The sequence below is a fragment of the Bacillus altitudinis 41KF2b genome (assembly GCF_000691145.1).
Taxonomy (GTDB): Bacteria; Bacillota; Bacilli; order Bacillales; family Bacillaceae; genus Bacillus; species Bacillus altitudinis.
This window is the reverse complement of the sequence record NZ_ASJC01000011.1, coordinates 14,509-40,006: the sequence shown is the minus strand read 5'-3', so window position 1 is coordinate 40,006 and position 25,498 is coordinate 14,509. Positions and strand designations below refer to the sequence as shown.

25 protein-coding genes and 2 pseudogenes are annotated in these 25,498 nt (G+C 40.4%); 22 read left to right on the top strand and 5 right to left on the bottom strand.

Annotation, left to right across the window (positions count from 1 at the left end):
• Positions 1–396 precede the first annotated feature (396 nt).
• The 16 genes and pseudogenes from BA79_RS15710 to BA79_RS15630 all read left to right on the top strand — a co-directional run bounded on the left by BA79_RS15710 (position 397) and on the right by BA79_RS15630 (position 13,898).
• Positions 397–831: an ArpU family phage packaging/lysis transcriptional regulator gene (locus tag BA79_RS15710; protein ID WP_035703836.1), complete on the top strand. Its 435-nt coding sequence runs from the start codon at positions 397–399 to the stop codon at positions 829–831.
• Between the two features lie 64 nt (positions 832–895).
• Positions 896–1,474: a hypothetical protein gene (locus tag BA79_RS15705; RefSeq protein WP_035703834.1), complete on the top strand. Its 579-nt coding sequence runs from the start codon at positions 896–898 to the stop codon at positions 1,472–1,474.
• A 201-nt stretch (positions 1,475–1,675) separates the two neighbouring features.
• Positions 1,676–2,458, top strand: a complete 783-nt coding sequence (locus tag BA79_RS15700; protein WP_035703832.1) for a hypothetical protein — start codon at positions 1,676–1,678, stop codon at positions 2,456–2,458.
• 134 nt (positions 2,459–2,592) lie between these two features.
• The gene (locus BA79_RS19415) at positions 2,593–2,754 is read left to right on the top strand and encodes a hypothetical protein (protein ID WP_155923906.1); all 162 of its coding nucleotides are present in this window, start codon (positions 2,593–2,595) and stop codon (positions 2,752–2,754) included.
• A 452-nt stretch (positions 2,755–3,206) separates the two neighbouring features.
• Positions 3,207–3,866 carry a hypothetical protein gene (locus BA79_RS15690; protein WP_035703830.1) on the top strand — a complete coding sequence of 220 codons (660 nt, stop codon included), beginning with the start codon at positions 3,207–3,209 and terminating at the stop codon, positions 3,864–3,866.
• 351 nt (positions 3,867–4,217) lie between these two features.
• Positions 4,218–4,471 (top strand): annotated as a pseudogene (locus BA79_RS19255) (phage holin).
• 56 nt (positions 4,472–4,527) lie between these two features.
• A pseudogene (locus tag BA79_RS15675) lies at positions 4,528–5,327 on the top strand (peptidoglycan recognition protein family protein).
• A 282-nt stretch (positions 5,328–5,609) separates the two neighbouring features.
• On the top strand, positions 5,610–6,332 hold the full coding sequence (locus tag BA79_RS15670; RefSeq protein ID WP_035703828.1) for a hypothetical protein: 723 nt from the start codon (positions 5,610–5,612) through the stop codon (positions 6,330–6,332).
• A gap of 325 nt (positions 6,333–6,657) precedes the next feature.
• On the top strand, positions 6,658–7,791 hold the full coding sequence (locus BA79_RS15665; RefSeq protein ID WP_035703826.1) for a response regulator aspartate phosphatase: 1,134 nt from the start codon (positions 6,658–6,660) through the stop codon (positions 7,789–7,791).
• Positions 7,781–7,912, top strand: a complete 132-nt coding sequence (locus BA79_RS19845) for a hypothetical protein (protein ID WP_255816864.1) — start codon at positions 7,781–7,783, stop codon at positions 7,910–7,912. The genes BA79_RS15665 and BA79_RS19845 overlap by 11 nt, the downstream gene beginning before the upstream one ends.
• Before the next feature lie 634 nt (positions 7,913–8,546).
• Positions 8,547–9,305 (top strand): LamB/YcsF family protein, encoded by a 759-nt coding sequence (locus BA79_RS15655; protein ID WP_008347192.1) that lies wholly within the window; start codon positions 8,547–8,549, stop codon positions 9,303–9,305.
• 24 nt (positions 9,306–9,329) lie between these two features.
• Entirely contained in the window at positions 9,330–10,547 is a 1,218-nt protein-coding gene (locus BA79_RS15650) for an NRAMP family divalent metal transporter (RefSeq protein ID WP_007498097.1), read from the top strand.
• Between the two features lie 4 nt (positions 10,548–10,551).
• Entirely contained in the window at positions 10,552–11,343 is a 792-nt protein-coding gene (locus tag BA79_RS15645) for a putative hydro-lyase (RefSeq protein ID WP_035703824.1), read from the top strand.
• Between the two features lie 19 nt (positions 11,344–11,362).
• A complete protein-coding gene (gene pxpB, locus BA79_RS15640) occupies positions 11,363–12,109 on the top strand; it encodes a 5-oxoprolinase subunit PxpB (protein WP_035703822.1) in 747 nt (248 codons plus the stop codon).
• Positions 12,106–13,110, top strand: a complete 1,005-nt coding sequence (locus tag BA79_RS15635; RefSeq protein WP_035703821.1) for a 5-oxoprolinase subunit C family protein — start codon at positions 12,106–12,108, stop codon at positions 13,108–13,110. The genes pxpB and BA79_RS15635 overlap by 4 nt, the downstream gene beginning before the upstream one ends.
• A 14-nt stretch (positions 13,111–13,124) precedes the next feature.
• Complete coding sequence (locus BA79_RS15630; RefSeq protein ID WP_035703820.1) at positions 13,125–13,898, top strand: IclR family transcriptional regulator; 774 nt, start codon at positions 13,125–13,127, stop codon at positions 13,896–13,898.
• Positions 13,899–13,932: 34 nt separating this feature from the next.
• Here BA79_RS15630 and BA79_RS15625 read toward each other — a convergent pair whose 3' ends face one another.
• On the bottom strand, positions 13,933–14,568 hold the full coding sequence (locus BA79_RS15625) for an FMN-dependent NADH-azoreductase (protein WP_024720223.1): 636 nt from the start codon (positions 14,566–14,568) through the stop codon (positions 13,933–13,935).
• A gap of 414 nt (positions 14,569–14,982) precedes the next feature.
• Between BA79_RS15625 and BA79_RS15620 the strand changes: the two genes are divergently transcribed.
• The 3 genes from BA79_RS15620 (at position 14,983) to BA79_RS15610 (ending at position 18,994) form a co-directional block, all read left to right on the top strand.
• A complete protein-coding gene (locus BA79_RS15620; protein ID WP_017358492.1) occupies positions 14,983–15,615 on the top strand; it encodes a GDSL-type esterase/lipase family protein in 633 nt (210 codons plus the stop codon).
• Positions 15,616–15,702: 87 nt separating this feature from the next.
• Positions 15,703–16,785 carry a C45 family autoproteolytic acyltransferase/hydrolase gene (locus BA79_RS15615; protein ID WP_035703819.1) on the top strand — a complete coding sequence of 361 codons (1,083 nt, stop codon included), beginning with the start codon at positions 15,703–15,705 and terminating at the stop codon, positions 16,783–16,785.
• A 121-nt stretch (positions 16,786–16,906) separates the two neighbouring features.
• The gene (locus tag BA79_RS15610) at positions 16,907–18,994 is read left to right on the top strand and encodes a BglG family transcription antiterminator (protein ID WP_035703817.1); all 2,088 of its coding nucleotides are present in this window, start codon (positions 16,907–16,909) and stop codon (positions 18,992–18,994) included.
• A gap of 16 nt (positions 18,995–19,010) precedes the next feature.
• On the opposite strand, the gene BA79_RS15605 is transcribed toward BA79_RS15610, so the two are convergent.
• Entirely contained in the window at positions 19,011–19,622 is a 612-nt protein-coding gene (locus BA79_RS15605; RefSeq protein ID WP_035703815.1) for a class I SAM-dependent methyltransferase, read from the bottom strand.
• A 155-nt stretch (positions 19,623–19,777) separates the two neighbouring features.
• Here BA79_RS15605 and BA79_RS15600 point away from each other — a divergent pair, with 155 nt between their 5' ends.
• Positions 19,778–20,647: an SDR family oxidoreductase gene (locus BA79_RS15600; protein ID WP_024720227.1), complete on the top strand. Its 870-nt coding sequence runs from the start codon at positions 19,778–19,780 to the stop codon at positions 20,645–20,647.
• Between the two features lie 293 nt (positions 20,648–20,940).
• Complete coding sequence (locus BA79_RS15595; RefSeq protein ID WP_008347166.1) at positions 20,941–21,363, top strand: pyridoxamine 5'-phosphate oxidase family protein; 423 nt, start codon at positions 20,941–20,943, stop codon at positions 21,361–21,363.
• A gap of 589 nt (positions 21,364–21,952) precedes the next feature.
• Here the strand turns inward: BA79_RS15595 and BA79_RS15585 are convergent.
• Positions 21,953–22,135, bottom strand: a complete 183-nt coding sequence (locus BA79_RS15585) for a hypothetical protein (protein ID WP_025206773.1) — start codon at positions 22,133–22,135, stop codon at positions 21,953–21,955.
• Between the two features lie 13 nt (positions 22,136–22,148).
• Complete coding sequence (locus tag BA79_RS15580) at positions 22,149–22,367, bottom strand: hypothetical protein (protein WP_035703812.1); 219 nt, start codon at positions 22,365–22,367, stop codon at positions 22,149–22,151.
• A gap of 160 nt (positions 22,368–22,527) precedes the next feature.
• On the opposite strand from BA79_RS15580, the gene BA79_RS15575 reads away from it, so the two are divergent.
• Positions 22,528–24,777, top strand: coding sequence for a hypothetical protein (locus BA79_RS15575; protein WP_248596548.1), 2,250 nt, complete (start codon positions 22,528–22,530; stop codon positions 24,775–24,777).
• A 59-nt stretch (positions 24,778–24,836) separates the two neighbouring features.
• Here BA79_RS15575 and BA79_RS15570 read toward each other — a convergent pair whose 3' ends face one another.
• A complete protein-coding gene (locus tag BA79_RS15570) occupies positions 24,837–25,133 on the bottom strand; it encodes a DUF3817 domain-containing protein (protein ID WP_008347156.1) in 297 nt (98 codons plus the stop codon).
• Positions 25,134–25,498: the final 365 nt, after the last annotated feature.

Below are 25,498 nucleotides of genomic sequence, written 5' to 3'. Positions count from 1 at the left end.
TTCAAAGGCGTCTGCATGAAAATTAAACCATCCTGAAAAGATGGTTTAACCTCTAACTTTTAAATTTTTCAATAGTAGCTGACACAAAGCTCTTTACAGATGATATCTTCATTTGTTTTTCTTTTTGATAAATTTTTTCATCGAGTATTAATTCGATTGCAAGTTGTACTTTTGGAAATAGATCAAGACATTCTTGTTCTGTTAACTCATGTATACCTTTGCTTAAAATTGCAAAATAGATATACATAACCGTTGTTGGTCACAATGTATCTTTCAACATATGCGCCGCACTTTATGAGATAGCCAAAGGCTCGGTTCAAAAACATATAGAGAGAGCAAGGAAAAAGATCGCTCAAAAGGTAGAGGAATTGAGAGCGGGAGAAAGGGGATTTGCTAATGTTGGGTGAACCGCCTGCAATTGATAAAAAGGAAACGAGAAAAAGAGTTGAAAGGATTCTCGACAACTACCGCTTATATCTTCCTCAAGTCCCGGACGATATGCTGCCGAAGATAACAGGAGGATTCAGCATAGTGCCGCCCGCCACAACCAACGCTTTCCGCTCATCTACTGAAAGCACAGCTATTAAACGGATTGAATGGGAGCAGAAAAGAAATGCCTTTCTTGAGAAGGTGCAAAGAGCGGTCAATCGTCTTCCGTATAATGAGAGGCAAATAATCATTAAACGTTATATGCAGCAAGAACCTGTTTTTGACTATCAAGTTTACAACGAGATCGGCATGAGTGAGAGATCGTATACACGCTTGAAAGGAAAGACATTTCTTGATCTCGCTTACGCTCTCAATGAAGTTGTATTTAAAGCACCCGTTTAGAGGTGTTTTTTTGTTCGACAAATTTTGCGGAATATAAAATTTTATTAGTGGAGGTCGATAAAAGATGGGGGTGAAAGAATTGACTAGAAATTATAACGAAGCTAAAACTACAATAAAATATTTAGAAAAACGTTATGGTAAAAAAATTTATAACTTAACTATTGATGGTCAAAAGGAACTTCAAAGATTAATTATTTTAGATCATAACAAAGATGATTTAAAAAGAATGTTGAGAAGAATTAAATCCGATATTGAAATAGCGAAAGATACACAATCTATTAATGTCTTACCATTTAATTTCTTCATGGTAATGATCGGTACGTTAGGTTCTGCGAGTATTGGAACTATGTCTTTCCTTTTTATACTTATTAACAGCCTTTATAATAAATATTTAGAAACTATAGATTTGAGCAATGTAGAGGTATCAGAATTGACAAATTTTATAGATTTTACATCAATTCTTAGGTTAATGATTATTGTGATTTGTATACCTTTCTTGGTGATACTTGTTATTTGGGGGTTTGAACATAAGAAATTGACAAGTAATGTTGACAAGCGTTACTTCATTTTTATATTGCTAGAAGAATGCCTAGAATTTCATAATAATATATCACAACAAGTAGAGCCAACGAACAGATATTAAGCAGAATGAAAAAGAAAGCGCCTTTCATGGTGCTTTTTTTATTGGCGTAATGTTGGCGCAGCATGACGGAAAAAAGGTTGTAATATTGTATTATGCGATAGATTGAGAACGGCTTCCAAAGGAGATGCTATTCGTTCGACAAATTTCGTAAATAGTTCCATATGCTCGCTTTATGCCGATATTAAGGGGGGAGGTGTCTTTATGACAACAATGCTAAACGAAGTACTTATTGATGATGATCGGTTATTTAGTTTATTGAAATTCTCTAAGAAGGAATATCTTGAAGATTTAAGAAAAGGTAAGTTATACCTTAATAATTTTCAATATTTTAGAGACGTTGAAAAAAAAGAGAAAAGAAAGGGACAAGGAGATGCATATGATCTTTCTTTAAGAATGGATAATATTGAGTGGACTTTTAGAAATCCGGATTCTAAAGAAGTTCTTATTAATGGAAGAGGAAATGCAACCCTCGAATATAAAGAGGACTATCAAACTCATGTATTTTGTGCTACTGGAGTAACTTCTGATTATTTAGAAATAATTGAAGATAATAAAGAAACAATCAGAGTGAAATTAGTTTTGCCAAAGGAATTTAAACAACAAATTTTAGATAATTTTGGTGATCATGTATTGATTATTAACCCGGGAGCATTTTTAAGCGCAATCAAAAGTGCTGGACATTCTATGTACTCTAATAGGGTAAAATATAGAAAATTAGATTTACTCTATAGTGATAGAGTTGATAATTTTTTACATGTAAAGAAAGAAAGGTTTTTTGAAAAAGATAATTTCTTTAAATATCAAAATGAATATAGATATGTTTTTCCGTCGCTTATAAGTGATAATCCAATTGTACTAGAAATAGAGAACATTGAAAAAGAATCAATCTTAATGAGTGTTGAAGATTTTTTTAATTTAGAGTTGTCTATATTATTACAAAAAGATACAACGGTAAATCCAGAACTAGCACTTGAGCTTGACTAACATTGTTTTTTAAAACATCTAACAAACACTCTTCGGGGTGTTTTTTTATTTGCTGTAAAGCGTCCCTGTTTACAAAATCAATGGCGGCTAACAAACAGGGGCGGCTTAGATTAAATAAAAAGGAGAGTGTAACCATGCGTATTTTTATTATAAAAAGCCGCTCCGCTTTAAGTGATAAGGCAAAGACAGCTTTAAAAGCAGAAGTAGAGGAAGCAAAGCAAACGGGTATTTTAGTCATGGATCAAAACTATACATTCGATCTTATAAAGATTTATGACATTGACACAGAGGGATAACAAATGCCGCTAAAACGTTGTAACGTTCCCGCATGCCGGGAATATATAGACTGGACTTAACGCTATTGTATGAAGCACCGGGGCTATGCTGATAAGCAATACAACAAAGATGTGAGATACAACAGTGAGAATGAAGCGCATTACAAATACTATCAAAGCAGAGAATGGAAATTACTTCGAGAAGCAAAGAAGCGTGAGAGTCATTACAGATGCGCTATGTGTGCCGCAGAAGGACGAGTAAACATGTCCAATAGGTTAGTGGTCCATCATAAGCATAAAGAGCTTAGAGAGGTATTTCATGACGATATAGAGCGCAATGATTTAAACAATCTTGAAGTGCTTTGCCAGTTTCATCATAACCAGGAGACATTTAAGAAGTGATTACTTTTTAGTTGCTATCTCTTATAATGTTTTCTATAATATAGAAAATTTTCCTACTGAGGAGAGAGTATATGAGTGAGGTCACTTTGTTTCATTCTTTATCGCCTAAACTAATGCCAAATGTATTTGATTGCTTCATTTCTCAAAAAATAAGAGATTGTTGGTATTTCATGGATTTTTCAGAAAAAGAATTTAATAGAAGAGAAAGTGAATTTTTAAATAACTTACCAGGTGAAGAACTATTAAATTGTAAAGAAGAGGGGCTTTTACAGTCTCGAGACCCCTTTGGTAGGAAATTTGAGGAACTAAGAAGATATTCTTTTTTGATAATGATACATTCCTTACTCGAGGAATATGCAGTTGAACTCTGTAGGGTCGAGAAGAAAAGATGGGAAAAACACTCAAAGGCTAGCAGGAAAAGTACTTTAGTTAAAGTGAAAATATTTATTATGAAAGAACTTGAAAGAAATTTTCCTAACCAAACAAGAGAATGGAAAATTATTACGGATGTGAATTTAATTAGAAATGAATTAGTTCATAATGGTGGTGATATTGGAAGATCACACAAATGTAAGGAAGTTAGTAAGATAATAGAGAAGATGAAGGATATTAGCATTGGGAATCATAATACTATCGTTTTAGATAAAGACTTCTGTTTTAATTATTTACGAACTGTAGAATCTTTTTTGTCTAATCTTTATAAGAATTATTCAAGTCCCCCCGACAATTAACGGGGTGGGCTTTTTTGATTCCTGGAAATCGGCGTCCCCTCAACTTTAAAAAAGTGTTGAAATGGAGTTTTGATTTTTCCCGTTTTTTGTGGTTTTTCACTTATTCATAAAATGGCTTGATCCTTTACAGGCATTGAGATAGAGAGGAATTACTCATTTGTTTGATTGCCTAAAATTAATAGGTTGGATTTTGCTGAAAGGTGGTGGTTTTTATTGGCGAGACGAAAACAAATGACGGACAGATTAAAAGGGCAAATATCAAACGAAGAACGAGAGCAGCGGCAGCAGCATGAAGAAAAATTGAAAGGCATTTCGCCATTGAAAGAGAACCCGCCCTATTGGCTGTCAACAATGGCAAAAAACGAATGGATTAGAATTTACCCTCATATTATCGAGCTGCCTAACCAGGCGCTAATCATGTTTGGCAAACCTGTTTGCCGATCAGTGAGGACCAGGTAAACACATTAACAGAAACTTTATACCTTGCCTTCTCAATGGTCTTTACGTTAGTAACAACTCTTGTCGCATGGTTCAAAAATAACTATGTGACCGATAAAGGAAAATTACAGAAAGAAGTCCTGAAACAAAAAGGACTAACGAAGTAAAGAGCTGCCACGTGGTGGCTCTTTTTATATTAAATTGATCAAAGGAGACGATGAACGTGGTAAAAATCATTAAAGATTTTATTTCAACAAACTACAAGAACCGTCCTGGCAATTACATGAAGCCTTTATATATTACGGTCCACAATACTGCTAATACTAAAGAAGGAGCAGATGCAGCAAATCATGCAGCGTTTGTAAAGCGATCTAGCACAGCGGTGAGCTGGCACTTTACAGTTGATGATAAAGTCATTTATCAACATCTGCCGTTAAATGAAAACGGATGGCATGTAGGAGATGGCCGGGGAACAGGTAACATGAAGTCAATTGGTATTGAAATTTGTGAAAATGCTGATGGTAACTTTGAGAAGGCAGTTGAGAACGCTCAATGGCTAATTCGTCAGCTGATGCATGATCAAGGTATTCCATTGGCCAACGTTGTGCCACATAAGAGATGGAGCGGTAAACAATGTCCCCGCAAGCTGCTTAATCGTTGGGACAGCTTCCAAGCCGGGATCGCCGTTGCTCACACAAATAAAAAGCCGACTGTTAAACCAACAACAGCAGCACCATTCAAAACAGCAGCTTCCAAGCCTGCTAAAAAGTCATATAGCTTGCCAACAGGTATTTTAAAAGTTACAAAGCCTCTTACAAAGGATCAGCAGTAAAAGCCGTACAAGAAGCCCTGGCGGCGGTTTACTATTACCCGGACAAAGGGGCGAAAAATAACGGCGTCGATGGATATTACGGACCAAAAACAGCGGATGCAGTCAAACGATTCCAATTGATGCATGGTCTTGCTGCTGATGGGATCTATGGACCGAAGACTAAAGCAGCGCTAGAAAAAGCATTGAAATGAGTAAAACCCCTGTCCTTTTTAGGATGGGGGTTTTTTTGTATGTTGATTAGTAACATCTAATAAGTAAACTTTCTGAAGTATAGTTAAATATCTAAAGTATTTGCACCTATAAAAAACATACATATTCCCATATCCCTTTTGATTAATTCGATCTAAGTAATATATTGTATTCAATACCATAATATTCTATAATTAACACTTGAAAAGATCGTTAAAGTGTTGATTATCAAATTACGAGTCTAGTCGTAATTTTTTAATAATACAATTCAAAGGGGAAACAAAATGAAGAGATTTATAACAAGTTTGAAAATCTTTGTTGCTGTCCTATTATTGTTTGCGATCACACCCATTGTAGCAACCGCAGAAGAAACTAACGATCAGTATTTAACGTTTGAAAAAGCAACGGATATTGTAACAAATGAAGACATAGAAAACTACAAGGCTCTAAGTGAAGAAGATATTATTGATCAAAAGACAGCAATTAGTGAGGGTTATGATGAAGGTGATGTTTTATCAAAAGAAGATACCTTATTTTTATTAACTCAAGCAGTTGTTGAACGTCAGGAACAAAACGAAGAAATTTCCACTAAAGGGATTAAATCATCAAAAAGTTTCACTGTTTCTAAAAAGAAATATGGAACAAAAGTGACTGTAAAAGGTACAATGTATCAAAATATTGCATTCCTTGCAGGTACATCATCGTATCGCGGGAATATAATAGCGACTCGAAACAGTGGAAAACTAAAACAAGTCTCCCTTAAAACGTATCATGATTCATTCGGTATTATAGGGTGGGGTGGAGGCTTTCCATCTATCGGTAAAGTATATGGTGGAAAAGTGAGTCATAAAAAGGTTGCTAATGCCAAAAAATATGCAATGGATAAAACACACCGTTACAATTCTATTATTCCAGCATATACAACTATGTGGACAAAAGCATCTGTGGTGACGAAGTCAAACAATGCGTATGATGTAGCTTCTAAAACATGGTCTAAATGGCATTAAATCTTTATGAAAGGAGATAGTAAATATGCCTTGGAATACGATTATTGGGGTTAGTCTATTTGTGGTTATACCTGTAGTCATAATCGCAGCAGTAATTTATTTTATTAAAAGAAAGAACACGAAAACATCTAATAGCTGATGACTTAAAAAAGAGCCGTTTTATTTTAATTAGGCTCTTTTTTTATATTAGTTAGTCAAAATTGCTCTGAATAAGACTTTACCCTATCAAACACCCTAACTTTTGCGGTTTCTTTTCGGTGTGGAATTATTCGGAAAATGATAATATATGTCATTATAGGGAATAGCAAGGAAGGGGTAGGGTCTTATGGAGATAGTTCTATCTTCTCATGTCGGTATGAAAATCAATGAATGGTATTATCATATTCAAAGATTTAACGTACCGGACGCCGAAGCATATAAAGAAGAAATAAAATCTTTGCTCGATGATATGGAAGAAAATCAAGATTTATTATTGTATTTCTCACTCATGGAGTTCCGACATAAATTAATGTTGGATTATTTGAACCCATTGGAAAATGGGAAAGAGCGCGCCAACTTTAGAGAGTTAGCAATGAAAATAAAAAAGGATCAAGAGAAATTAACAGGCTTGCTAGATTATTATTTTAACTTTTTCTACGGCATGTACGAATTTGAAAACTATGAATACCTCAACGCCATTACCTTCTACAAACGAGCAGAAAAAAAGCTATCTCATGTAAGTGATGATATTGAACGTGCCGAGTTTAATTTCAAGATAGCGGAAATCTATTACCACATGAAACAAAACCACATGTCTATGCACCATATAGCCCAAGCAATAGATTGTTACAAAGAAAAAAACACTTATACTGTTAGGCAGATACAGTGTTCTTTTGTTATTGGATTAAATGACATTGATATGGGTTGCCCCGAAAAAGCAATGCCTCATTTTGAATACGCACTAAAAAAAGCTTCTGACAACTCAACAAAAAGATTAAAAGGATCGGCGCTTTATAATATAGGATTAAGTTATTTCCACAATGATGAACTACTAATGGCTATCAAATACTTTAACGAATCAATCCATTCATTTAAAGAACAAGGATACGAACATTTAAATAAAATTCTTGATCCGATGGTTATGTTGACAAAGTCATACTTTAAAACTGATCAAAATGATTTAGGGTTATACGCTTTAAACGAGGGAATAGAATTGGCTGGAAAATTGAAAGACGACATATTTTTAAATACATTCACTCTATTGAGATCATTGTATTTAGAAAACAATGTTAGTCGTTTAAAAGAAGCAATGGCTTATTTGGAGTCAAAATTTCTTTATGCGAATCTTGAAGATTTATCGAAAGATGCGGCGAAGCATTATAATAAGGCAGGAGATAAAGAGCGTGCAAACGAATTTTATGAGAAGATTCTTTATTTCCAACTCCAAATTAAGAGAGGGGATTGTCTTTATGAAATTTAAGTCAGTAGCAGCCGTATTAATTATTGTCAGTGTGTTAGGTGCTTTTAGTTATGTTTCATCTAACGATATCCATAATGAAGCCCAACGGGGACATACAACAAGTATCGGTTATTTTGCTTAATTAAAAAAGCCCTTTTCGGGGCTTCTTTTTTTATTTGAATCTCCATTCCTGCTTCTCCTTATCCCACGCCAGTTCATAAGGTTTCTAACGGCTTTTCTAATGGACTGTTCGTCTTTTCCTACATATTATATATGATCCTGTATAGCTTCCTCTCAAAATCATTCATGAAATCACCACCTTGGACTATCTTATTTGAATATCTTTTTCGTTAGCTTGCCGGTTGCTTTACCCGCAGCACGTCGCATGATACGTTTTCCGATAGTACCTTTTTGAACGGCATTGACGTCACCCAGGTATTTTGATGTCTTATAAAGGAATGATCTTATTTTGTTTATGTTCATTTTACGCTCCTTTTACGTCTGTCAATTATAAAAAAACTCCCCCAATACTCCCCCAAATGAATGTTTTTGTCTGCATTTATTTGCAAACGTTTGTTCTTTTTTAATGTTCAAAAAGGTTGATAGAATAACCTTTGAGAATGAGACCGAAAGTTTGCAAGAGACACATTCTACTAGTTCTATTGTTATATTTTCTGACAATTTCATGTGCAGTCTATCCAAAGTTGGTATAATCAATATAAATTCGAATATTCGGACTTTCTATTCCGTAATTCGGAACGACAAGGAGGGGTTCTATGTATCAAGTGGATATTAACTGTGATTTGGGAGAAAGTTTTGGTCAATACACCATCGGTTCAGATGAACAAATTCTTGAATATGTCACCTCAGCCAATATTGCATGCGGTTTTCATGCGGGAGATCCAACTGTGATGAGAAAGACGGTTAAAATGGCACTGGATAAAGGGGTCCAAATTGGTGCACATCCAGGTCTGCAAGATTTAGTCGGTTTTGGCAGACGTCCAATCGCTATCTCAGCAGAGGAGGCCTATGATCTTGTGATCTATCAAATTGGTGCACTATCAGCCTTTCTGAAAGCAGAAGGCGGTACGATGCAGCACGTCAAACCACACGGCGCCCTTTACAACATGGCGGCTAAAAATACTGAATTATCTGAATCAATTGCGAAGGCTGTGTATGATATTGATCCTAACCTTGTGTTATTTGCGCTGTCAGGCAGTGAACTTGCGTCAGCAGGGGAAAGAATCGGTCTTCAAGTGGCACATGAAGTTTTTTCTGATCGGACGTATCAACCAGACGGGACATTGACATCCCGCCGTGAACCTCATGCACTCATTGAAGAGGATGAAAGGGCAGTTCAGCAGGTCATCCGTATGGTAAGAGAGGGGAAAGTGCGGACAGTGCAAGGGGAAGATGTTCAGCTCAAAGCAGATACGGTGTGCATCCACGGGGATGGCAGTCACGCGCTTCAATTTGCAAAAACCATTACAGCGAAGCTAAAAGAAGCCACTATTCAACTCAAGGCATTTCGATAAATCGTCATCAAAGGGGGAAACAGCATGAAAAGAGAGAAAGCCAAACAGATGAAAGCTCCAAAAGGGAACCGTTCTATGCTGATGGGCGCAGCCTTTTTAATGGCAACGTCCGCCATTGGACCGGGATTTTTAACACAAACAACGGTGTTCACACAGCAGCTCGCAGCTAGCTTTGGGTTTGTCATTTTGATTTCCATTTTGCTAGACATTTTTGCGCAAACAAATGTATGGCGTATCATTGCCGTCTCGGAAAAAAGAGGACAGGACATTGCCAATATGGTTCTGCCGGGTCTTGGATATGTGTTAGCCTGTTTGATTGTTATTGGGGGTCTTGCCTTTAATATTGGAAATATCGCCGGTGCGGGTCTCGGTTTTCAGGTCATATTCGGCGTCGATCCCCGCATAGGGGCTGGGGTCAGTGCAGTCATTGCCATTCTCATTTTTGTCATCAAAGAGGCAGGAAAAGCGATGGACCGATTCACACAAATCGCTGGTTTTGTCATGATTGGTCTGATGCTGTATGTGGCTATTTCCACAGCACCGCCAGTTGGAGAAGCGGTCATGAGAACTTTCGTGCCAGAGAAAATTGACATGTTATCAATTGTCACACTGGTCGGCGGGACAGTTGGTGGCTATATCGTTTTTGCTGGTGGTCATCGTCTGCTGGATGCTGGCATTAAGGGGAAGGAAGCATTGCCGCAAGTGACGAAAAGTTCCATTTTCGGTATTTTGATCACATCCGTGATGCGTGTGGCTTTATTTTTAGCCGTTCTAGGAGTTGTCTCAAAAGGCTTACAGATTGATCCGTCGAACCCGCCTGCGTCTGTTTTTCAATTAGCATCTGGAAATGTTGGATATAAAATGTTCGGGATTATTATGTGGGCTGCTGCCATTACCTCAGTCATTGGAGCAGCATACACCTCCGTTTCCTTCTTTAAAACCTTCTCACCAAAAATCGAGAAAAATCAACGAGGCATTATCGTTGGATTCATTGCGCTCTCAACCATTTGTTTTATCACGATTGGAAGACCTGTGAACATATTGATTTTGGTTGGGGCCATCAATGCATTGATCTTGCCGCTTGCACTCGGAACATTGCTGATTGCTGCCTATAAAAAAGAAATTGTCGGTGATTATCGCCATCCATTCTTTTTGACAGCAACAGGTGCGTTTGTTGTTGTCATCATGGCAATCATGGGCGGATATACCATCATGAATGAAATTCCAAAACTATGGAGCTGATCACATGAAAGCATATCAAACCTATAAGCCGTCACAAATAAGGGAATTGATTCGTAAGCAGAAGATCACAGGCCCAACGGCTGGCTTTGCTGAGGGATTTGCGCAAGCCAACTTATTGATCGTCAAAAAAGAGCTGGCCTTCGATTTTCTTTTATTTTGTCAGCGGAATCCGGCTTCGTGCCCATTGCTTGATGTGCTCGACCCAGGTGTTCCAGTGCCAAGGCGTTCAGCACCTGATGCGGATATTCGAACGGATTTCCCTAAATACCGTGTTTACAAAAAAGGGGTTCTTCAAGAAGAGGTAACAGATATTTCTTCCTATTGGGAGGATGATATGGTGGGCTTTCTCATCGGATGCAGTTTTACATTTGAGCATGCACTCATGCTGAATGACATTCCTGTCCGCCATATTGAAGACGGTCATAATGTCCCAATGTATCAAACGAACATTCCATGTGAAAGGGCAGGTGTATTCCATGGTCCGATGGTTGTCAGTATGAGGCCGATCCCAGCGCATCAAGTCACAAGAAGTGTTCAGGTGACGTCTAGATTCCCATCGGTACATGGCGGTCCTATCCATATAGGTGATCCAGCTGTGATTGGCATTGAACATGTAGATCAACCAGACTTTGGAGAACCATCTGTGATCAAAGAAGGGGAAGTCCCGGTGTTTTGGGCATGTGGTGTGACGCCGCAAGCCATTGTCATGCACACTAAGCCAGACATTGCGATCACCCATGCACCCGGTCATATGTTTATCACAGATGTAAGAGATCAAAAGCTCGGTGTCCTGTAGAAAGAGAGGTGTCATAAGAGTGGCATTTTCAACGATAAAAGATACGATCACGTTCCACCCGCTAGGAGACGCAGCCATTGTCATTCAAGCCGGGACTGACATAAGTGAAGACATTCATGAGCGTGTGAAGCAGCTGTTTTCATGTATTGAACAGCATCCATTTGACGGATATGTGGAAGCTGTTCAAGCTTTTACAAACGTGACCGTCTTTTATGAGCCCTATAAGGTGTATCAATCTGCTCAGCTTAAGCAACGTGCAATCTCTCCGTATGAATGGGTCAAAGACTATATTGAAAACCTCCTTGAAGACAACTGGCAGGAGGCGAATCAGGCAAAGCGCCGGATCGTCGACATTCCTGTATGTTATGGAGGAGAGCTCGGTCCTGACTTAGAAGAAGTCGCCCGTATCAATGGTTTGACGCCTGAAGAAGTTGTACGTATTCACACATCCGGGACGTATCTTGTCTATATGATAGGGTTTGCTCCTGGGTTCCCGTTTTTAGGCGGACTTTCTGAAAAAATTGCAGCTCCGCGTAGAGAAACACCAAGAATGTCGATTCCAAAAGGGTCTGTGGGTATTGCGGGGAAGCAGACAGGGGTTTATCCGATATCTACACCCGGAGGCTGGCAGCTCATTGGACAAACCCCTTTGTCCTTATTTCGGCCGAATGCTGAGAGACCTAGTCTACTAAAGGCAGGGGACGAGGTTCGATTTGTTCAACTGTCTGAAAAGGAATTTTTCAGCATGAAGGAGGAAGATCGTTGAGTATGCATGTCATCAAGCCAGGAATGTTCTCCACCATTCAAGATAAAGGGAGAATAGGCTATCAGAAGTACGGTGTGTTAACGAGCGGCGGCATGGACCCGCTCTCGCTCCGAATCGCCAACATCCTCACCGGGAATCAAGAAAACGAAGCGGTGCTGGAAATCACATTAATGGGACCCGGCCCAGTGTTGACATGTCAGAAGGATCAGCTGATCGCCGTGACCGGTGCTGATGTGGAGATTGAGATTGACGGAGAACAAGCGCCTCTATGGAAACCACTCTTCATTCGAGCAGGAAGCACGATCACCTTTGGCCCTTGTAAGAGGGGATGCCGCTCCTATCTCGCTGTAGCCGGTGGATTTGATGTTGAGCCGGTGATGAAAAGTAAAAGTACGTATGTCAGAGCGAAGATAGGCGGGGTAGAAGGGCGTCCGCTAGAAAAAGGAGACGTCCTGCCGATTGGAGAACCGTCACCACTGGCGGTGAGCCTCGTTCACATGTTAAAAAGCAAAGGGGAACGTGCGCCAGAATGGACAGTCAATCATGCTCATTTTTTGCCTCTCGGGAAATCACCAGTCATTCGGGTGCTGGCAGGCAGACATCTATCTCATTTTCAGGAAGAATCGCAGCAAGCTTTTTTCGAACGGTCTTATCAGGTCACTCCCCAATCTGATCGTATGGGATGCAGATTGAAAGGGGAACCGATTCGTTTAAAGCAAAAGCTTGAATTGATTTCAGAAGCGGTTGCTTTTGGCTCTATTCAAATTCCTCCTGACGGCCAGCCGATTATTCTGCTCGCAGATCGCCAGACGACAGGTGGATATCCCCGTATTGGTGAGGTGGCAACAGTCGATTTGCCGCTCATTGCGCAGGCGATGCCTGGAGCGAATCTCACGTTTCAACAAATTGACCGCCAAGAAGCAGAGCAAGCCTTATTCACACAAGAAGCAGAGATGAAGGACCTGACGGCAAGATTAAAACTCGAAGCATTTTCGTTTTAGAAAAGGTGAGAAACATGCAGAACACAAATAAAACCGTTGTGAAATCAATGGAGATATTACGGCTTTTTATCACACACGAACAATTAACGTTAAATGACATGATTGAGCTCTCGAGCATGCCCAAAACATCTGTACACCGAATGGCCAACTCGTTAGCCGATATGGGGTTATTAGAAAAGCATCCTTCAGGTGTTTACCGATTAGGCTTGATGTTCCTTGAATATGGTCAGCTTGTCGCCGACCGCCTCGATATCCGTAGAATTGCAAGGCCCTTTATGGAAAACTTGCGTGATGAGGTAGGTGAGGCTGTTCAGCTCATTATTCGTGAAGGAGATGAAGCGATTTATGTGGAGAAAATGGAAGGAACGCAGCCTGTCCGGCTCTATACCGCTGTCGGAAGAAGATCCCCATTATATGCGGGAGCTTGTGCGAGAAGTATTCTTTCCTTTTTGCCAGAGGAAGAGAGACTTGCCTATATTGATTCGGTAGCGCTCGGGAAAATCGGGATCGGAACCATTACCGATAAAGATGTCCTGCGAAACATGATCGAAGAATCAAACAGGCGCGGATATACGTTAAGCTATTCAGAGCTTGAAAACTATACTGCGGCTATTGGAGCGCCCATTTTCAATCATCACGGAGAAGTGGCAGCAGGCATTAGTATTGCAGGGTTTGAGGCAGGCTATCAAAAGGAACGGCTTCCTTATTTAATTGAGCAGGTCAAAAAAGCGGCCAGCGGCATTTCAAAAGAATTAGGTTTTGCATCTGAACAAATAAAAAGCCAATGACCGTTAAGATCATTGGCTTTTTGCGTGTTCATGATTAGAAAGTTTTACCTAAAGCTTTTGCACGTTCGATCGCATCTGCTTTAATTTGTTCTGCTTTTGCAGGCTCAGCATTGTGACCTTCAACAATAAGACCTTCGAAAGAAGGAATACCGAAGAAGTTTGCAATTGTTCCAAGGTAACGGTGACCTGCTTCTAGTTCAGCAGCAGGACCTTCAGTGTAGTATCCGCCACGTGCTTGGATGTGTAGCGCTTTTTTGTCTGTTAGTAATCCAACAGGACCTTGCTCAGTGTATTTGAATGTTTTACCAGCTACAGCAACAGAGTCGATGTATGCTTTAAGAACTGGTGGGAATGAGAAGTTCCAAAGTGGTGAAACAAATACGTATTTGTCAGCAGAAACGAATTGATCGCTTAATTCGTTTAGGCGAGCAACTTTCGCTTGCTCTTCAGCTGAAAGTGTATCGAAGCCAGCACCAGATTGAAGCTTGCCCCATCCAGCGAATACATCTGCATCAATGTGAGGAATGTTTTCTTTGTACAAATCGATATGTACAACCTCGTCACTTGGATTTGCTTCCTTATAAGATTCGATAAATGCTTTAGCAGTAGCCATACTGTAAGAAACTGTTTCATCATGCGGATGTGCAGTGATGTATAAAACTTTTGCCATGTTCATTCAATCCTTCCTGTTTCAATGTTTTTTTTAGCGTATCCCAAAGATACACTGAATATGTGGCATCTTTAATCATATTGGAATGCTATGAAAAAGATGTAACAAGCACAGTTACATAAAAACTGATATTTTCATTGTAATCACTATATAGTTTGAAGTCAAGGTATAAAGTCTTGAAATCAAGATAAAAAGTTTGTAAATTTTTTAGAAACGCTTCAAAGCTGCGATTTAAGCAAAAAAATCCTACTTCCATTGAACAAAAAATGGATCGATATCGCAAGTAAAGTGTTTGTAAATGCGCTCATCCTGCGTTTTTGAAAAAAAGGTGGATGCCTTTAAGCCATCTGCTACAAGCATTTGCTCTTCTTTTTCGTATATATAAGAGAAGGCAGGAGAGAGTGAGGGATAAGAGTGGGACGATCCTATGTTGCGATTGGAGATTCCTTAACGGTTGGGGTGGGGGCACGTTTATTTGGCGGCGGTTTTACGGAGCGATATGCGGCGAAGCTTGAAAAGAAGCTGCATATACCGGTGAAACTGTCCGTATTTGCGAAATCAGGGTTAACAACGGAAGAGATCTTGCAGCTTTTTCAGCGGTCTGATGTAAGACGGGCGATTGCTCATGCTGACATCATCACCATCACAGGCTGCGGGAATGATCTTGTTCAAGCTGTTCTGCAGTATGAAAAAGGGGAAGATGAAAAGACACTGCTGCAAGCGTCTATGCATTGTCAGGCGAATTTTAGCAAAATGGTTCAAGAAATCGCTCTGATAAAAAGAGGGCAGCATCATCCATACTGCGTATATTTATTGAATTTATATAATCCTTTTCCTGAGATTCCGATCGCCGAGAGATGGCTGAAGCAATACAACCATCACCTTCGCCAGCTTGCTGCGAATCCACATGTAGAAGTGGTGGATATTTACGGTGTATTTGAAGGACATCAAAGCGCATACTTATCGATTGATCAATTTCATCCAAACCACAAAGGATATGAAGCAATGGCAGAAGCGCTGTTTCAACAATCCGCTAAGCAACTGTGATCCCGCGGGATTACAGTTTTTTTCATTCTTTTAAATGAAGGGCTGTTTCGATATGATAAAAGAAACTAAGACAAAAGAGGTGGATGCATGCAGGAGATGAGTGCGTATTTTCATGAATTGAAAGGAACAGCTTATGAGGTAGGAAAGCAGCAGGCTATTTGGCTGAAGGAACGCCCTTTGCTTAAGAAACAATACATTCAATCAGAACCGTTATCAAAAGAGGCTGTGAAGGAAACAAAGCAGCTAATTCGACCGTTTCTTCCTCAGTTAGAAGAAGAGCTCTCGGGATTTTGTGATGCTATGCAAATAGATGAAAGCGATTTGACCTTTTTCTATTCTTCGCATCTTCAGCCAGGCTGTTCCCATTGTGTGATGCAGGGGAATGAGGCTGCCAATCAACAGACGGTGATGCTGCGCAACTATGATTTTTCTCCGCTGTTTGATGATATGCGTCTTGTATCTACACATGTGAAGGGCTCAGCAGTCCATACAGGCTCATCATTAATCTTATTTGGTCGATCAGATGGGATGAATGAACATGGTCTATCGGTGACATTTTCTGCATGTGGTCCGCCTATTGGCAACGAACCAGGCTTAAAGCCGCCGGCTGTTGCTGGCTTGCAAGTATATCATGTCATTCGTGCTGTGCTAGAGTCCTGTAAAACGGTGGAGGATGCCGTCCGTTTGGTACAGGAAATGCCCGTCGCGTCTAATGTTCACCTCATGCTTGCCGACCGGAAGGGAGAGGCGGCTGTGATTGAAATGATTGATGGGCAAAAAAAGGTGAGAAGGCCGGAGCGTGGATTTATTGCGGCTACGAACCATCCGCTTGCTGATCACACGGCAAAAGGGTTGACGAAACATCATTCTGTTGTCAGGTACGACATGTTAACTCAAGCTTTAGAAGAACAGCCGTCAAGCGAGTCTCTTACGGAACTATTTCAGGCAGAATACCCTGCTGGTCTGACTGTGCACAATTATGAAGAGCTGTTTGGGACGATGCGAAGCGTCATGTTTCGGCCGGAGGAAGGGACGATGGAGTATTGCTTTGGCTCTCCCGTCTATAACCCTACCTATTCATTAAAGGTCGGGGGCACACTGCCATTTCATGAACAAACGATTCAATTTCATCAAAAGGATTATGGACCTTCCTTTTGGAGAAACGTTTGAGTCTTTCATTTTGTCACAGCCTGTGTGCCAAATTTAGATCAACTTCAGGTTGCATCGATCAGTGAAAGCGTTTTATATTAAAGTGTGACAATAGACCTATTTAAGCAGAAGGAGGCATTTCATGTACATAACGGCACGAGAACAGAAAGTGATCAAATATATGATTCAGCAAAATCGTTATGTCACCATTCGTGAGATCGCCGATTCTGTTCAAGTAAGTACAAGAACCATTCATAGAGAACTTAAATCCATTAAACCTATTTTAAAGAATTACAACCTATCACTTGATAAACAGCCGGGGAAGGGCTTGAAGGCGGTCGGTGAACAGGAAGACAAACAGCGGCTTCTGTCTCATATTTCAAATGAAGACCAAATTGAATATAGTTCTGATGAACGGAAGCTCTTAATCCTGTGTGCCCTACTTGAAGCAAAAGAACCGGTGAAATTATATACACTTGCAGCCGACTTGCAGGTCACAAATGCGACCATCAGTTACGACTTAGATGAACTGACGGACTGGATCGCTCCTTACGGTTTACTGCTTATCCGCAAGCGTGGGTACGGTATTGAATTAAAAGGACCGGAGGAAGCCAAACGAAAAATTGTCGGGAACCTGATCGTTGACCGTCTCGACATTCAATTATTTCTCGAAACGATTGAGATGAATATTAAACATCGAACGAAAGCGACTGAAAAGGTATTTGGGGTAGTCAGTCGAGGACAGTTGCTCAAGGTAGAAAGGCTTCTCTTTCATTTGAAAAACAGACTCTCTCTCTCGTTGTCAGATAGTGCCTATATTGCACTTGTCGTTCACTTAACCTATGCCATTGAACGCATTCAAATCGGTGAAACCATTCGGATGGAAGAGGATGAATTGCTTGAATTAAAGCGGACGAAGGAATTTGAATCTTCACTTAGAATCGCACGAGCATTAGAACGCATGTTTAATGTAGAGATTCCTGAAGCTGAAGTTGGATACATGACCATCCATTTGCGCAGTGCAAATCGAAGCTTTACGGCAGAATACCGCATTGATGAGATTGAGTTAGATATCGCGCTGAGAACGAAAAAACTCATTGACTTTATTTCTCATAAAACAGGCTACCATTTAAATGAAAACGATTCATTGTATGAGGGACTCGTGTCTCATCTTGAACCAGCTATGAACCGATTAAAAGAAAAGATGCGGATTTATAATCCGCTCACACAACAAATAAAAAAAGACTACTTCTTGCTGTTCATGGCGATTGAAGAAGGTGTGGAGCGCTTCTTTCCTGAGATCGAATTTCCTGAGGATGAAATTGCCTTTATCGTGCTTCACTTTGGTTCGGTGCTTGAAATTAAAAAAGAAGAGACCAAGATTCATGCATTGGTCGTTTGCTCAAGCGGTATCGGTTCGTCAAAAATGCTCGCATCACGATTAAAAAAAGAATTGCCTGAGATCGCCAAATTCGATCTATCTTCTTTAATGGAGCTAAAGGAAATCGACGCTGCAAGCTATGACATGATCGTATCAACCGTGCCGATCCCCTATGAGCACATTGATTACATTATGGTCAGCCCGCTCTTAAACGAGGATGACGCAGTACGGGTCAAGTCTCATATTAAACGAAAAATTCCTTATCTGATTGAGAAAAAAAGAGCGCAGGAATCTGCAAAAGAATCGGTGGAGGAAACGGTTGATATGATAGGAATGGCAGAGCAAATCACGAATTATATGTCAGTGATTCGCAGCATCTTGTCCCATTTTACAATCGAAAAAAAGAAGACGACAGAGCAGCATGAGTCAACAATGAGAGAGCTGATGCGTCAGGTTGAAAGTCAAGGCTATTTAGAACGTGCAGACGAAGTGACAGCCGGTTTACTTGAGCGTGAGCAGCAAGGTGGTTTAGGCATTCCAGGAACCGAGTTTGCTCTTTTTCACTTAAAGCATGATCTCATTAAGAAACCGGTCTTTCATATCTATGATCTTGATGAGGCATACGAGATCAAAAGCATGGATGGCGGGCAGCAGCTTATGTCCAGAATGCTCCTCATGCTGGCGCCGCTAGAGCTTGGCAAAGAAGGGTCTGAAATGTTTAGCCTGATCAGTTCATCCATCATTGAAAGCGAAGAAAGCATGGCACTTTATGGACAAGGAACAAAAGAAGAGATTGAACAGAAATTACATCAACTTTTTTATCAATTTGTCAAAGAGGCAAAATGGTAAGAAAAAAGCCGAGAGCTTATTCGCTTCTCGGCTTTTTTGCTGTGACACAGACAGCGAGGGTGGGACGAATCTCCTCATATTCAACAGAAAACTGATCAAATCCAGCAAATTTTAAATCATTGAGGATGCTTTCGCTCATTTCTTTTGTTCGATTGGCGTCCGCTCCTTTTTCTCTTGGTTGCATCACAATGACGAGTGTTCCACCCGGCTTCAAGGTGTGATAAAGGTTGAGTGCGCCAGCCTTTGGGTCATCCCAAATCGTATAATTGTTAACAGAAAGTACTTTGTCATACTGATCTGCCGGCAGGCGCGTTTTTTCAATTTTCCCGACATACAGCCGGACCTGCTTCTCTTTGGATCGTTTCTTTATACGCGAATGCGCCTGTTCCTTCATAGTTGAAGAAGCATCTAGTCCATCAATGTGAAGATCGTCAAAATGCTTGAGCATATGTTTGATGCTATAGCCGGGGCCATAGCCTATTTCCAATATGTTTTCACCATCTGATAAATCTAAATGCTGGATCGCCCATTGATTCAGTGCCTTATTTTCATTTGCCATAATAAAACCTGCGATGCTTCCGAGCCAGCCTTTTGGTCTGCTAAAGGTTTTAGAAATGGTTGACAGCATGTGAGAACGCTCCTTTTTTATGTTTATGTAACCGATTTTTCTCATCCTGAAACCTGTCAGTTTTCAAAACGCATCGATGACGCATAGGGATGTTTGAGTGAAAAAATGAAGTGGTAATGAAAGGATACATCAACAAATCAAGGAGGAGCTTACACATGGATTTACGTGAATACTTAACAAATGGCATTCCGCGCCAAACGCAGGATCAGCAGCCAGGCAGTGAAAGAGAAATGAATCCTGCGCCGATCTATGAGGATGAATCGTATAAAGGGTCTGGTAAGCTAAAAGGAAAAGTAGCGCTGATTACAGGTGGAGACAGCGGAATTGGACGTGCCGTTTCTGTTGCGTATGCCAAAGAAGGAGCTCATGTCGCGATCGTATACTTAAATGAACATGAGGATGCAGAGGATACGCAAAAACGTGTAGAACAGGAAGGCGTCAAATGTTTAACAATTGCAGGGGATGTCGGGGACGAAGCCTTTTGCGAGAAAGCGGTAGAAAAGACAGTTGAAGCCTTTGGACAGCTGGACATCTTAGTCAATAATGCGGCCGAACAGCATCCGAAAGAACGTATTCAAGATATTTCTAGTGAACAGCTTCACCAAACCTTTAGAACCAATTTCTATTCTTATTTTTATTTTACGAAGAAGGCACTCGATTACTTAAAACCGGGAAGTTCCATTATTAATACAACATCTATTAACCCGTATCGAGGCAACAAAGTGCTCATTGATTATACGGCGACAAAAGGGGCCATCAACGGCTTTACTCGTTCTATGGCACAGTCGCTTGTGAAAGATGGAATTCGGGTAAACGGTGTAGCACCCGGTCCAATTTGGACGCCGCTCATTCCATCTACATTTGATGAAGACAGTGTCGAAAGCTTCGGGGCCGAGACACCAATGGGAAGACCAGGACAGCCTGTGGAGCATGTAGGCTGCTATGTACTGCTTGCTTCGGACGAATCGTCTTATATGACGGGACAGACACTTCACGTCAACGGCGGTTCCTTTATGAATACATGATCAATAGCACGCCGCCCAGATTTGATTGGGCGGTATGTTTAGTATTTCTTCCGATTCTTCTGTACAGATGAGACAGACCATATGATAATGCCCACAACAACCGCTGCAATAACAAGTGAACTCAAATGGAACATCGTTTCATGATGCATATTCAATTTCCCCTTTCAATGTATCCGTTTTTTATAGCATCAGCTAGAAGATGTCTTTTTATGAAAAACACATTTCTTTGTTTAATGAATGGGTTGTCGTGGAAACCTAAGAGTACGGATGACATTTTGAAGGAGTGAAGATACATGTCACAAGAAGAGTTAAAACAAAAGGTAATGAATTTATTAGACGAACAAAAAGTCGGAACATTGGCGACTGTTGAACAAGATAAGCCGCATACCCGCTATATGACTTTTTTCCATGAAGGACTGACATTATATACACCAACAAGCAAAGAAACACATAAAGCTGATGAGATTGAAAAAAATCCGAATGTTCATATTCTCATTGGTTATTCAGGTGAAGGATTTGGGGACACATATGCAGAAATCGCAGGTAAAGCCACATTAACTGATGATCCAGAACTGATCGACCGCCTTTGGTCTGATGAGATGGAGAAATGGTTTAAAGGAAAAGATGATCCAAACCTAGTGATCCTTAAGATTGACCCAACCTCCATTCGTTATATGAACGAAGGAAACCGGACACCAGCAGAATTATCACTTTAACACTTGCGTAAGTTGGGGGAACGTGTTATAGTTCTGTATTAAGTGTTGAAATAGCAAATAAATAAAGAAAGTAAACTTTCTTTTTTCTATGACATAATGAGAAGCAATAGAGCTTCTACTTGATAAGAACGAGACGCTGTCAAAGCGAACAAACTTATTCTTTTCCTTCTGCAACCGCCCCCCTATAAAAGCGGAAGAATGGAAAAAAGACGTTTTGATTTACAATTCACACTGGCACGGCTTCGGAGCCGTAAGGACGAATGAGAGGTAGGGCTTTCGTTGTCTTGTTATCCAGAACTTCCATGGCGTTTACTTTCAAACGTAGGTTCACTCGGAACACATATGACACACTGATATGATCGAATCTTAATTCATACACTCCGTGACGGAGATTAAACATTGATTATTTATTTGCATGAAAAGAGTAAGAAACGGGCTGCCATCTATTTGGCAGCCTTTTTACGTTTTAAACAATAAAATAGGAAAAAGGAAGAAAAAAAGCGGACACCATCCGCATGACATCCCCTTTAACAGGATTCTCCGCTCACAATAGAACTGCTCATCGACAGAAAGAGGAAATGCTTCATCATCACTCCCTTCGCCCTTTCTTCTGATACCTCCAAATCCGGCCAATAAAAAAGAACATCACCGTAAACAAAATAGAGAAGGTCAACATGTCCAGCAGTGTCACGCCTCTATCTGGATGCACAACCCCAAACCAAACCCATTGAAGAACAAAAGAGATAGCAAAATAAAAGATGGATTCTTTCATGAAATTCTCCTTTTTACTTGTTTTTTTGACTGTTTAGCCACACCATCCAGATGAAGAAGGAACATATGGCGCATGCGAGCAAAGTGACAGGCGGCAAGGTGTACCAGCTAGTCAGCCCCTTTACAAAGCACATATAAAAAAAGAAAATGGTCATAGATACGAGCACCCCTTGCTTGAACCAACGGGGAACACGCAGCCAAGCCGCTAGAATGATCGATGATAGCTTATCCATTGAGATAACATCCTTTTTTTGAATCTGATTGGATTTTATCGTAAACAATCAAATATGTAAAATATGGATTTAGAAAGTTGGAATGGTATTCTTCTAGCATGAAACATTCTCGCTGCACTGACGTATAAGAAAAAGGAACTCCATGAAAGGAAGCGATCAAGTGAAAAGAATACCAGTGATTTTCCTCAGGTATATTGTCTTCTTTATTCCAGCGATCATTCTTAGTGTTTTGGTGTGGAACCATTATCAAGATGATTTATCCACAGGGAAAGTAACAGAGTATGACGTCAAACGAATGTTTACATTCGATGAAGGAAAACGAGTAGTGAGTGCTGTATCAAAAAACCAGCAGCTCCATTTTGCAATGTATGATCCTCAATCAGGAAAAAGAATCAGTGAATGGACCACGGAAAGCGATACGTTTAATGAAATGCTGCCATCTATTCAAGGGAACCATCTCTTACTTGCTTTAAAAAATAAAGACGAGCAGCTGTTGATCGAGAAACTGTCTCCTAGCGGAGCAAAGAAAGAACTCGTTAAGCAAAGATTACAGATTCCCTCATTTTTAAAAACGAATACATATCAATGGAATGGACGACTCTTGTTTACAGGAGAAAAGGAAGGCGCTGCTGCGGTCCTCGGTGAGCTAAAGAATGGTCAGTTTCATGTGCACAATCTCAACGAGCTGAAGCTGCCAGCAAGACCTGTTTCCATCGATGTCGTCATGAATTCTTTTAGAGGGCAGACCCCATTCCCCATGTTTGAATTGACTTTGAAAAATGACCAGAAGGCGTATGTCAGCGGAATCTCAAACGAGAAGCATCAGCTTGGGGTCTATGTCTCCAAAAGTGCTGAACCGTTTAGCCTCATTGAAGATAAAGTCGTGCAGCAGCTGCAAAAAACGATCGGATCATCACAAAACGTTGCTGTCGCTGTCGAATCCACCTATCCAAAAAGACCAAGGAAAGTGGATGCAGAGGGAAGGCTTGGGGAAGTCGTCCCAACACCAAAACCGATTTACCAAACCTTTATCTACCAGCTGAATGAAGAAGAAGTTCTTCTTGCAGGCTCTACAGCAAAGGACGAAGCAAAAGGCAAGCTGACTGGTTATATTTATAATCATCGCACGAATAAGGCGACGTCTGCCAGCAAGCTTTTTCAGTCGTTGTCATATGAATCTTTACAAAAAGAAGATCTCTCTTTTCATAAAAATGTGAAGAGCAATTGGCTCTATTATTCACTTGGCAACCAATTAACAGGGGCATTTGAGGCGAAAAGCAAACAGCTAAAGGAATTTCCTTTGCAAAAGGTCATCTCAATCGAAAATGCCAGTCCAGCCCACCAAACGTCTGTTGACACCTTTATACAATATGTCATGAAGGGCGGACCACTCATTCTCAACTGGGCGATATGGCTCTTTATCCCACTGCTGTTATTTGTGCTAGCGATCTTCCTGCCGCCGATTTTGAGACTGGTGAGAAAGAACAAGATAAAAGACAGTGTCACATTAGAAGCCAATATTGTATCTGTCAAAGAAACGGGTACCTACATCAATGAACAGCCGCTGGTCAACATGCAGCTTCAATTTCAATATGATGGGGAAAATATCGAGAAGGCGGTTAAAACGGTTGTATCCTATACTCAGATACCGCAACCGGGTCAGCGTATCGCCATTCTCTACAATCCGAAAAAGAAAAAAGCGATGCTCTTAAAAGAGGGTGACTTCTCGCAGCCGAGCGAGCCAAAGTTCATCAAAGGCGCTATTTTAAGAAACATAGAATCATATGGAACCGTAGGACGAGGCACCGTCTTATCGCTTACATTTGAAGCAGATCAGAAAAGGTATACCATTCCGATGATTCAAGCCGCTGGTTTTGAGTTTAGAACAGGAGAAAAAGCCGATCTCGTTGACATCAGCGGTCAGTTGAAAATGGCAGCCTATGGGCATGAAGTGCGGAATCGTGCGGGGAAAGACGTGACATTAACAGGAACTATCCAGCGGGTGAAACAATATCCAGTCACAATTCATGATCAGAAGCCTATTATGCTGGATGTGACGGTTTCTAGCGGAGATCAATCCATCACAAAAACGGTCAGTCAATTCATCCCTGACCATATGGAGGTCGCGCCAGGAACTCAAATCACGATGCAGACAAAACAAGAAGAGCTGGATAAAGAAATCAGTCTTATGCAAGAGAAACAAGGAAGTGCAAAAGTGACCCATGTCTCATTTTCCGGTGTCATCGGCAACCAGCCGTTAGCGATCATTCAGGTTGAGAGAGATGGCATCATGTATGAAGTGAAGCAGCCAATCGATCCAATCACTAGCGTCTTGCCTGGTGATGAATTATGGGTGGCGTATCACGACATGACGCGTCAAGCAGCCATTGTGAAATATGCATCGATTTAAAAAAGCGTTCCCCAGCGTGAAAAAAAGGGCTAAAACGAATTTCGTTTTAGCCCTTTTGATTAAGCTTTTGTATCATACTGGCGAAGCACCTTATCATAGGCGAAGTTGCCGAAAGGAATGAATGCCGCAAAGAATCCGGCGATGGACCATTTCAAATGCCAGCGAACTTTAAAGGTCACATATGCCAAAATGAGCATATAGATTACAAACAATGCGCCATGAAGAGAGCCCACAATGGTGACCGCCATCGGAATATCCGCAAAATATTTTAGAGGCATGGCAATTAAAAGAAGGGTTAAAAGAGACATACCCTCAATAAAACCCGCCTGTCTCAGACGGCTGATACTTGTATGCATATACAAATCCTCCTGTATAAAAGCTAGTTTCTCATCTTCTAATATAAACGAAAGATCGTCTGGACATGCTGAAATCTACGAAAAATTCAAAATATGTTCATGTTATTTTTAAAAAATGGGAGAATTGCAGCTGTGATGGATTTTAAAGATTAATCGATATCATGAAATGAGCTAGGTCATAAATGCTAAATTCTTTTTTCTAACGCCTTTTGAATACAGAGGGGTTTTTTGTATGACTGGAAAACATATGATGGAACGGAAATTTGACGGGGTGGTGCCTATGCGGCACTACAAGTTCTTATTTCGTGGTACTTTCTGAATACGTTTCAGTGTAGATATGTCTCTATTTCAAGTGTGTTGTCTTT

Coding starts and splice junctions, on each gene's coding strand:
- BA79_RS15645 (WP_035703824.1), top strand. CDS start 10,552: ATGAAAGCATATCAAACCTATAAGCCGTCACAAATAAGGGAATTGATT.
- BA79_RS15670 (WP_035703828.1), top strand. CDS start 5,610: ATGAAGAGATTTATAACAAGTTTGAAAATCTTTGTTGCTGTCCTATTA.
- BA79_RS15605 (WP_035703815.1), bottom strand. CDS start 19,622: ATGCTGTCAACCATTTCTAAAACCTTTAGCAGACCAAAAGGCTGGCTC.
- BA79_RS15595 (WP_008347166.1), top strand. CDS start 20,941: ATGTCACAAGAAGAGTTAAAACAAAAGGTAATGAATTTATTAGACGAA.
- BA79_RS15710 (WP_035703836.1), top strand. CDS start 397: ATGTTGGGTGAACCGCCTGCAATTGATAAAAAGGAAACGAGAAAAAGA.
- BA79_RS15690 (WP_035703830.1), top strand. CDS start 3,207: ATGAGTGAGGTCACTTTGTTTCATTCTTTATCGCCTAAACTAATGCCA.
- BA79_RS15665 (WP_035703826.1), top strand. CDS start 6,658: ATGGAGATAGTTCTATCTTCTCATGTCGGTATGAAAATCAATGAATGG.
- BA79_RS15570 (WP_008347156.1), bottom strand. CDS start 25,133: ATGCATACAAGTATCAGCCGTCTGAGACAGGCGGGTTTTATTGAGGGT.
- BA79_RS15615 (WP_035703819.1), top strand. CDS start 15,703: ATGCAGGAGATGAGTGCGTATTTTCATGAATTGAAAGGAACAGCTTAT.
- BA79_RS15580 (WP_035703812.1), bottom strand. CDS start 22,367: ATGGATAAGCTATCATCGATCATTCTAGCGGCTTGGCTGCGTGTTCCC.
- BA79_RS15625 (WP_024720223.1), bottom strand. CDS start 14,568: ATGGCAAAAGTTTTATACATCACTGCACATCCGCATGATGAAACAGTT.
- BA79_RS15705 (WP_035703834.1), top strand. CDS start 896: ATGGGGGTGAAAGAATTGACTAGAAATTATAACGAAGCTAAAACTACA.
- BA79_RS19845 (WP_255816864.1), top strand. CDS start 7,781: ATGAAATTTAAGTCAGTAGCAGCCGTATTAATTATTGTCAGTGTGTTA.
- BA79_RS15650 (WP_007498097.1), top strand. CDS start 9,330: ATGAAAAGAGAGAAAGCCAAACAGATGAAAGCTCCAAAAGGGAACCGT.
- BA79_RS15700 (WP_035703832.1), top strand. CDS start 1,676: ATGACAACAATGCTAAACGAAGTACTTATTGATGATGATCGGTTATTT.
- BA79_RS15585 (WP_025206773.1), bottom strand. CDS start 22,135: ATGAAAGAATCCATCTTTTATTTTGCTATCTCTTTTGTTCTTCAATGG.
- BA79_RS15600 (WP_024720227.1), top strand. CDS start 19,778: ATGGATTTACGTGAATACTTAACAAATGGCATTCCGCGCCAAACGCAG.
- BA79_RS15610 (WP_035703817.1), top strand. CDS start 16,907: ATGTACATAACGGCACGAGAACAGAAAGTGATCAAATATATGATTCAG.
- BA79_RS19415 (WP_155923906.1), top strand. CDS start 2,593: ATGCGTATTTTTATTATAAAAAGCCGCTCCGCTTTAAGTGATAAGGCA.
- BA79_RS15630 (WP_035703820.1), top strand. CDS start 13,125: ATGCAGAACACAAATAAAACCGTTGTGAAATCAATGGAGATATTACGG.
- BA79_RS15655 (WP_008347192.1), top strand. CDS start 8,547: ATGTATCAAGTGGATATTAACTGTGATTTGGGAGAAAGTTTTGGTCAA.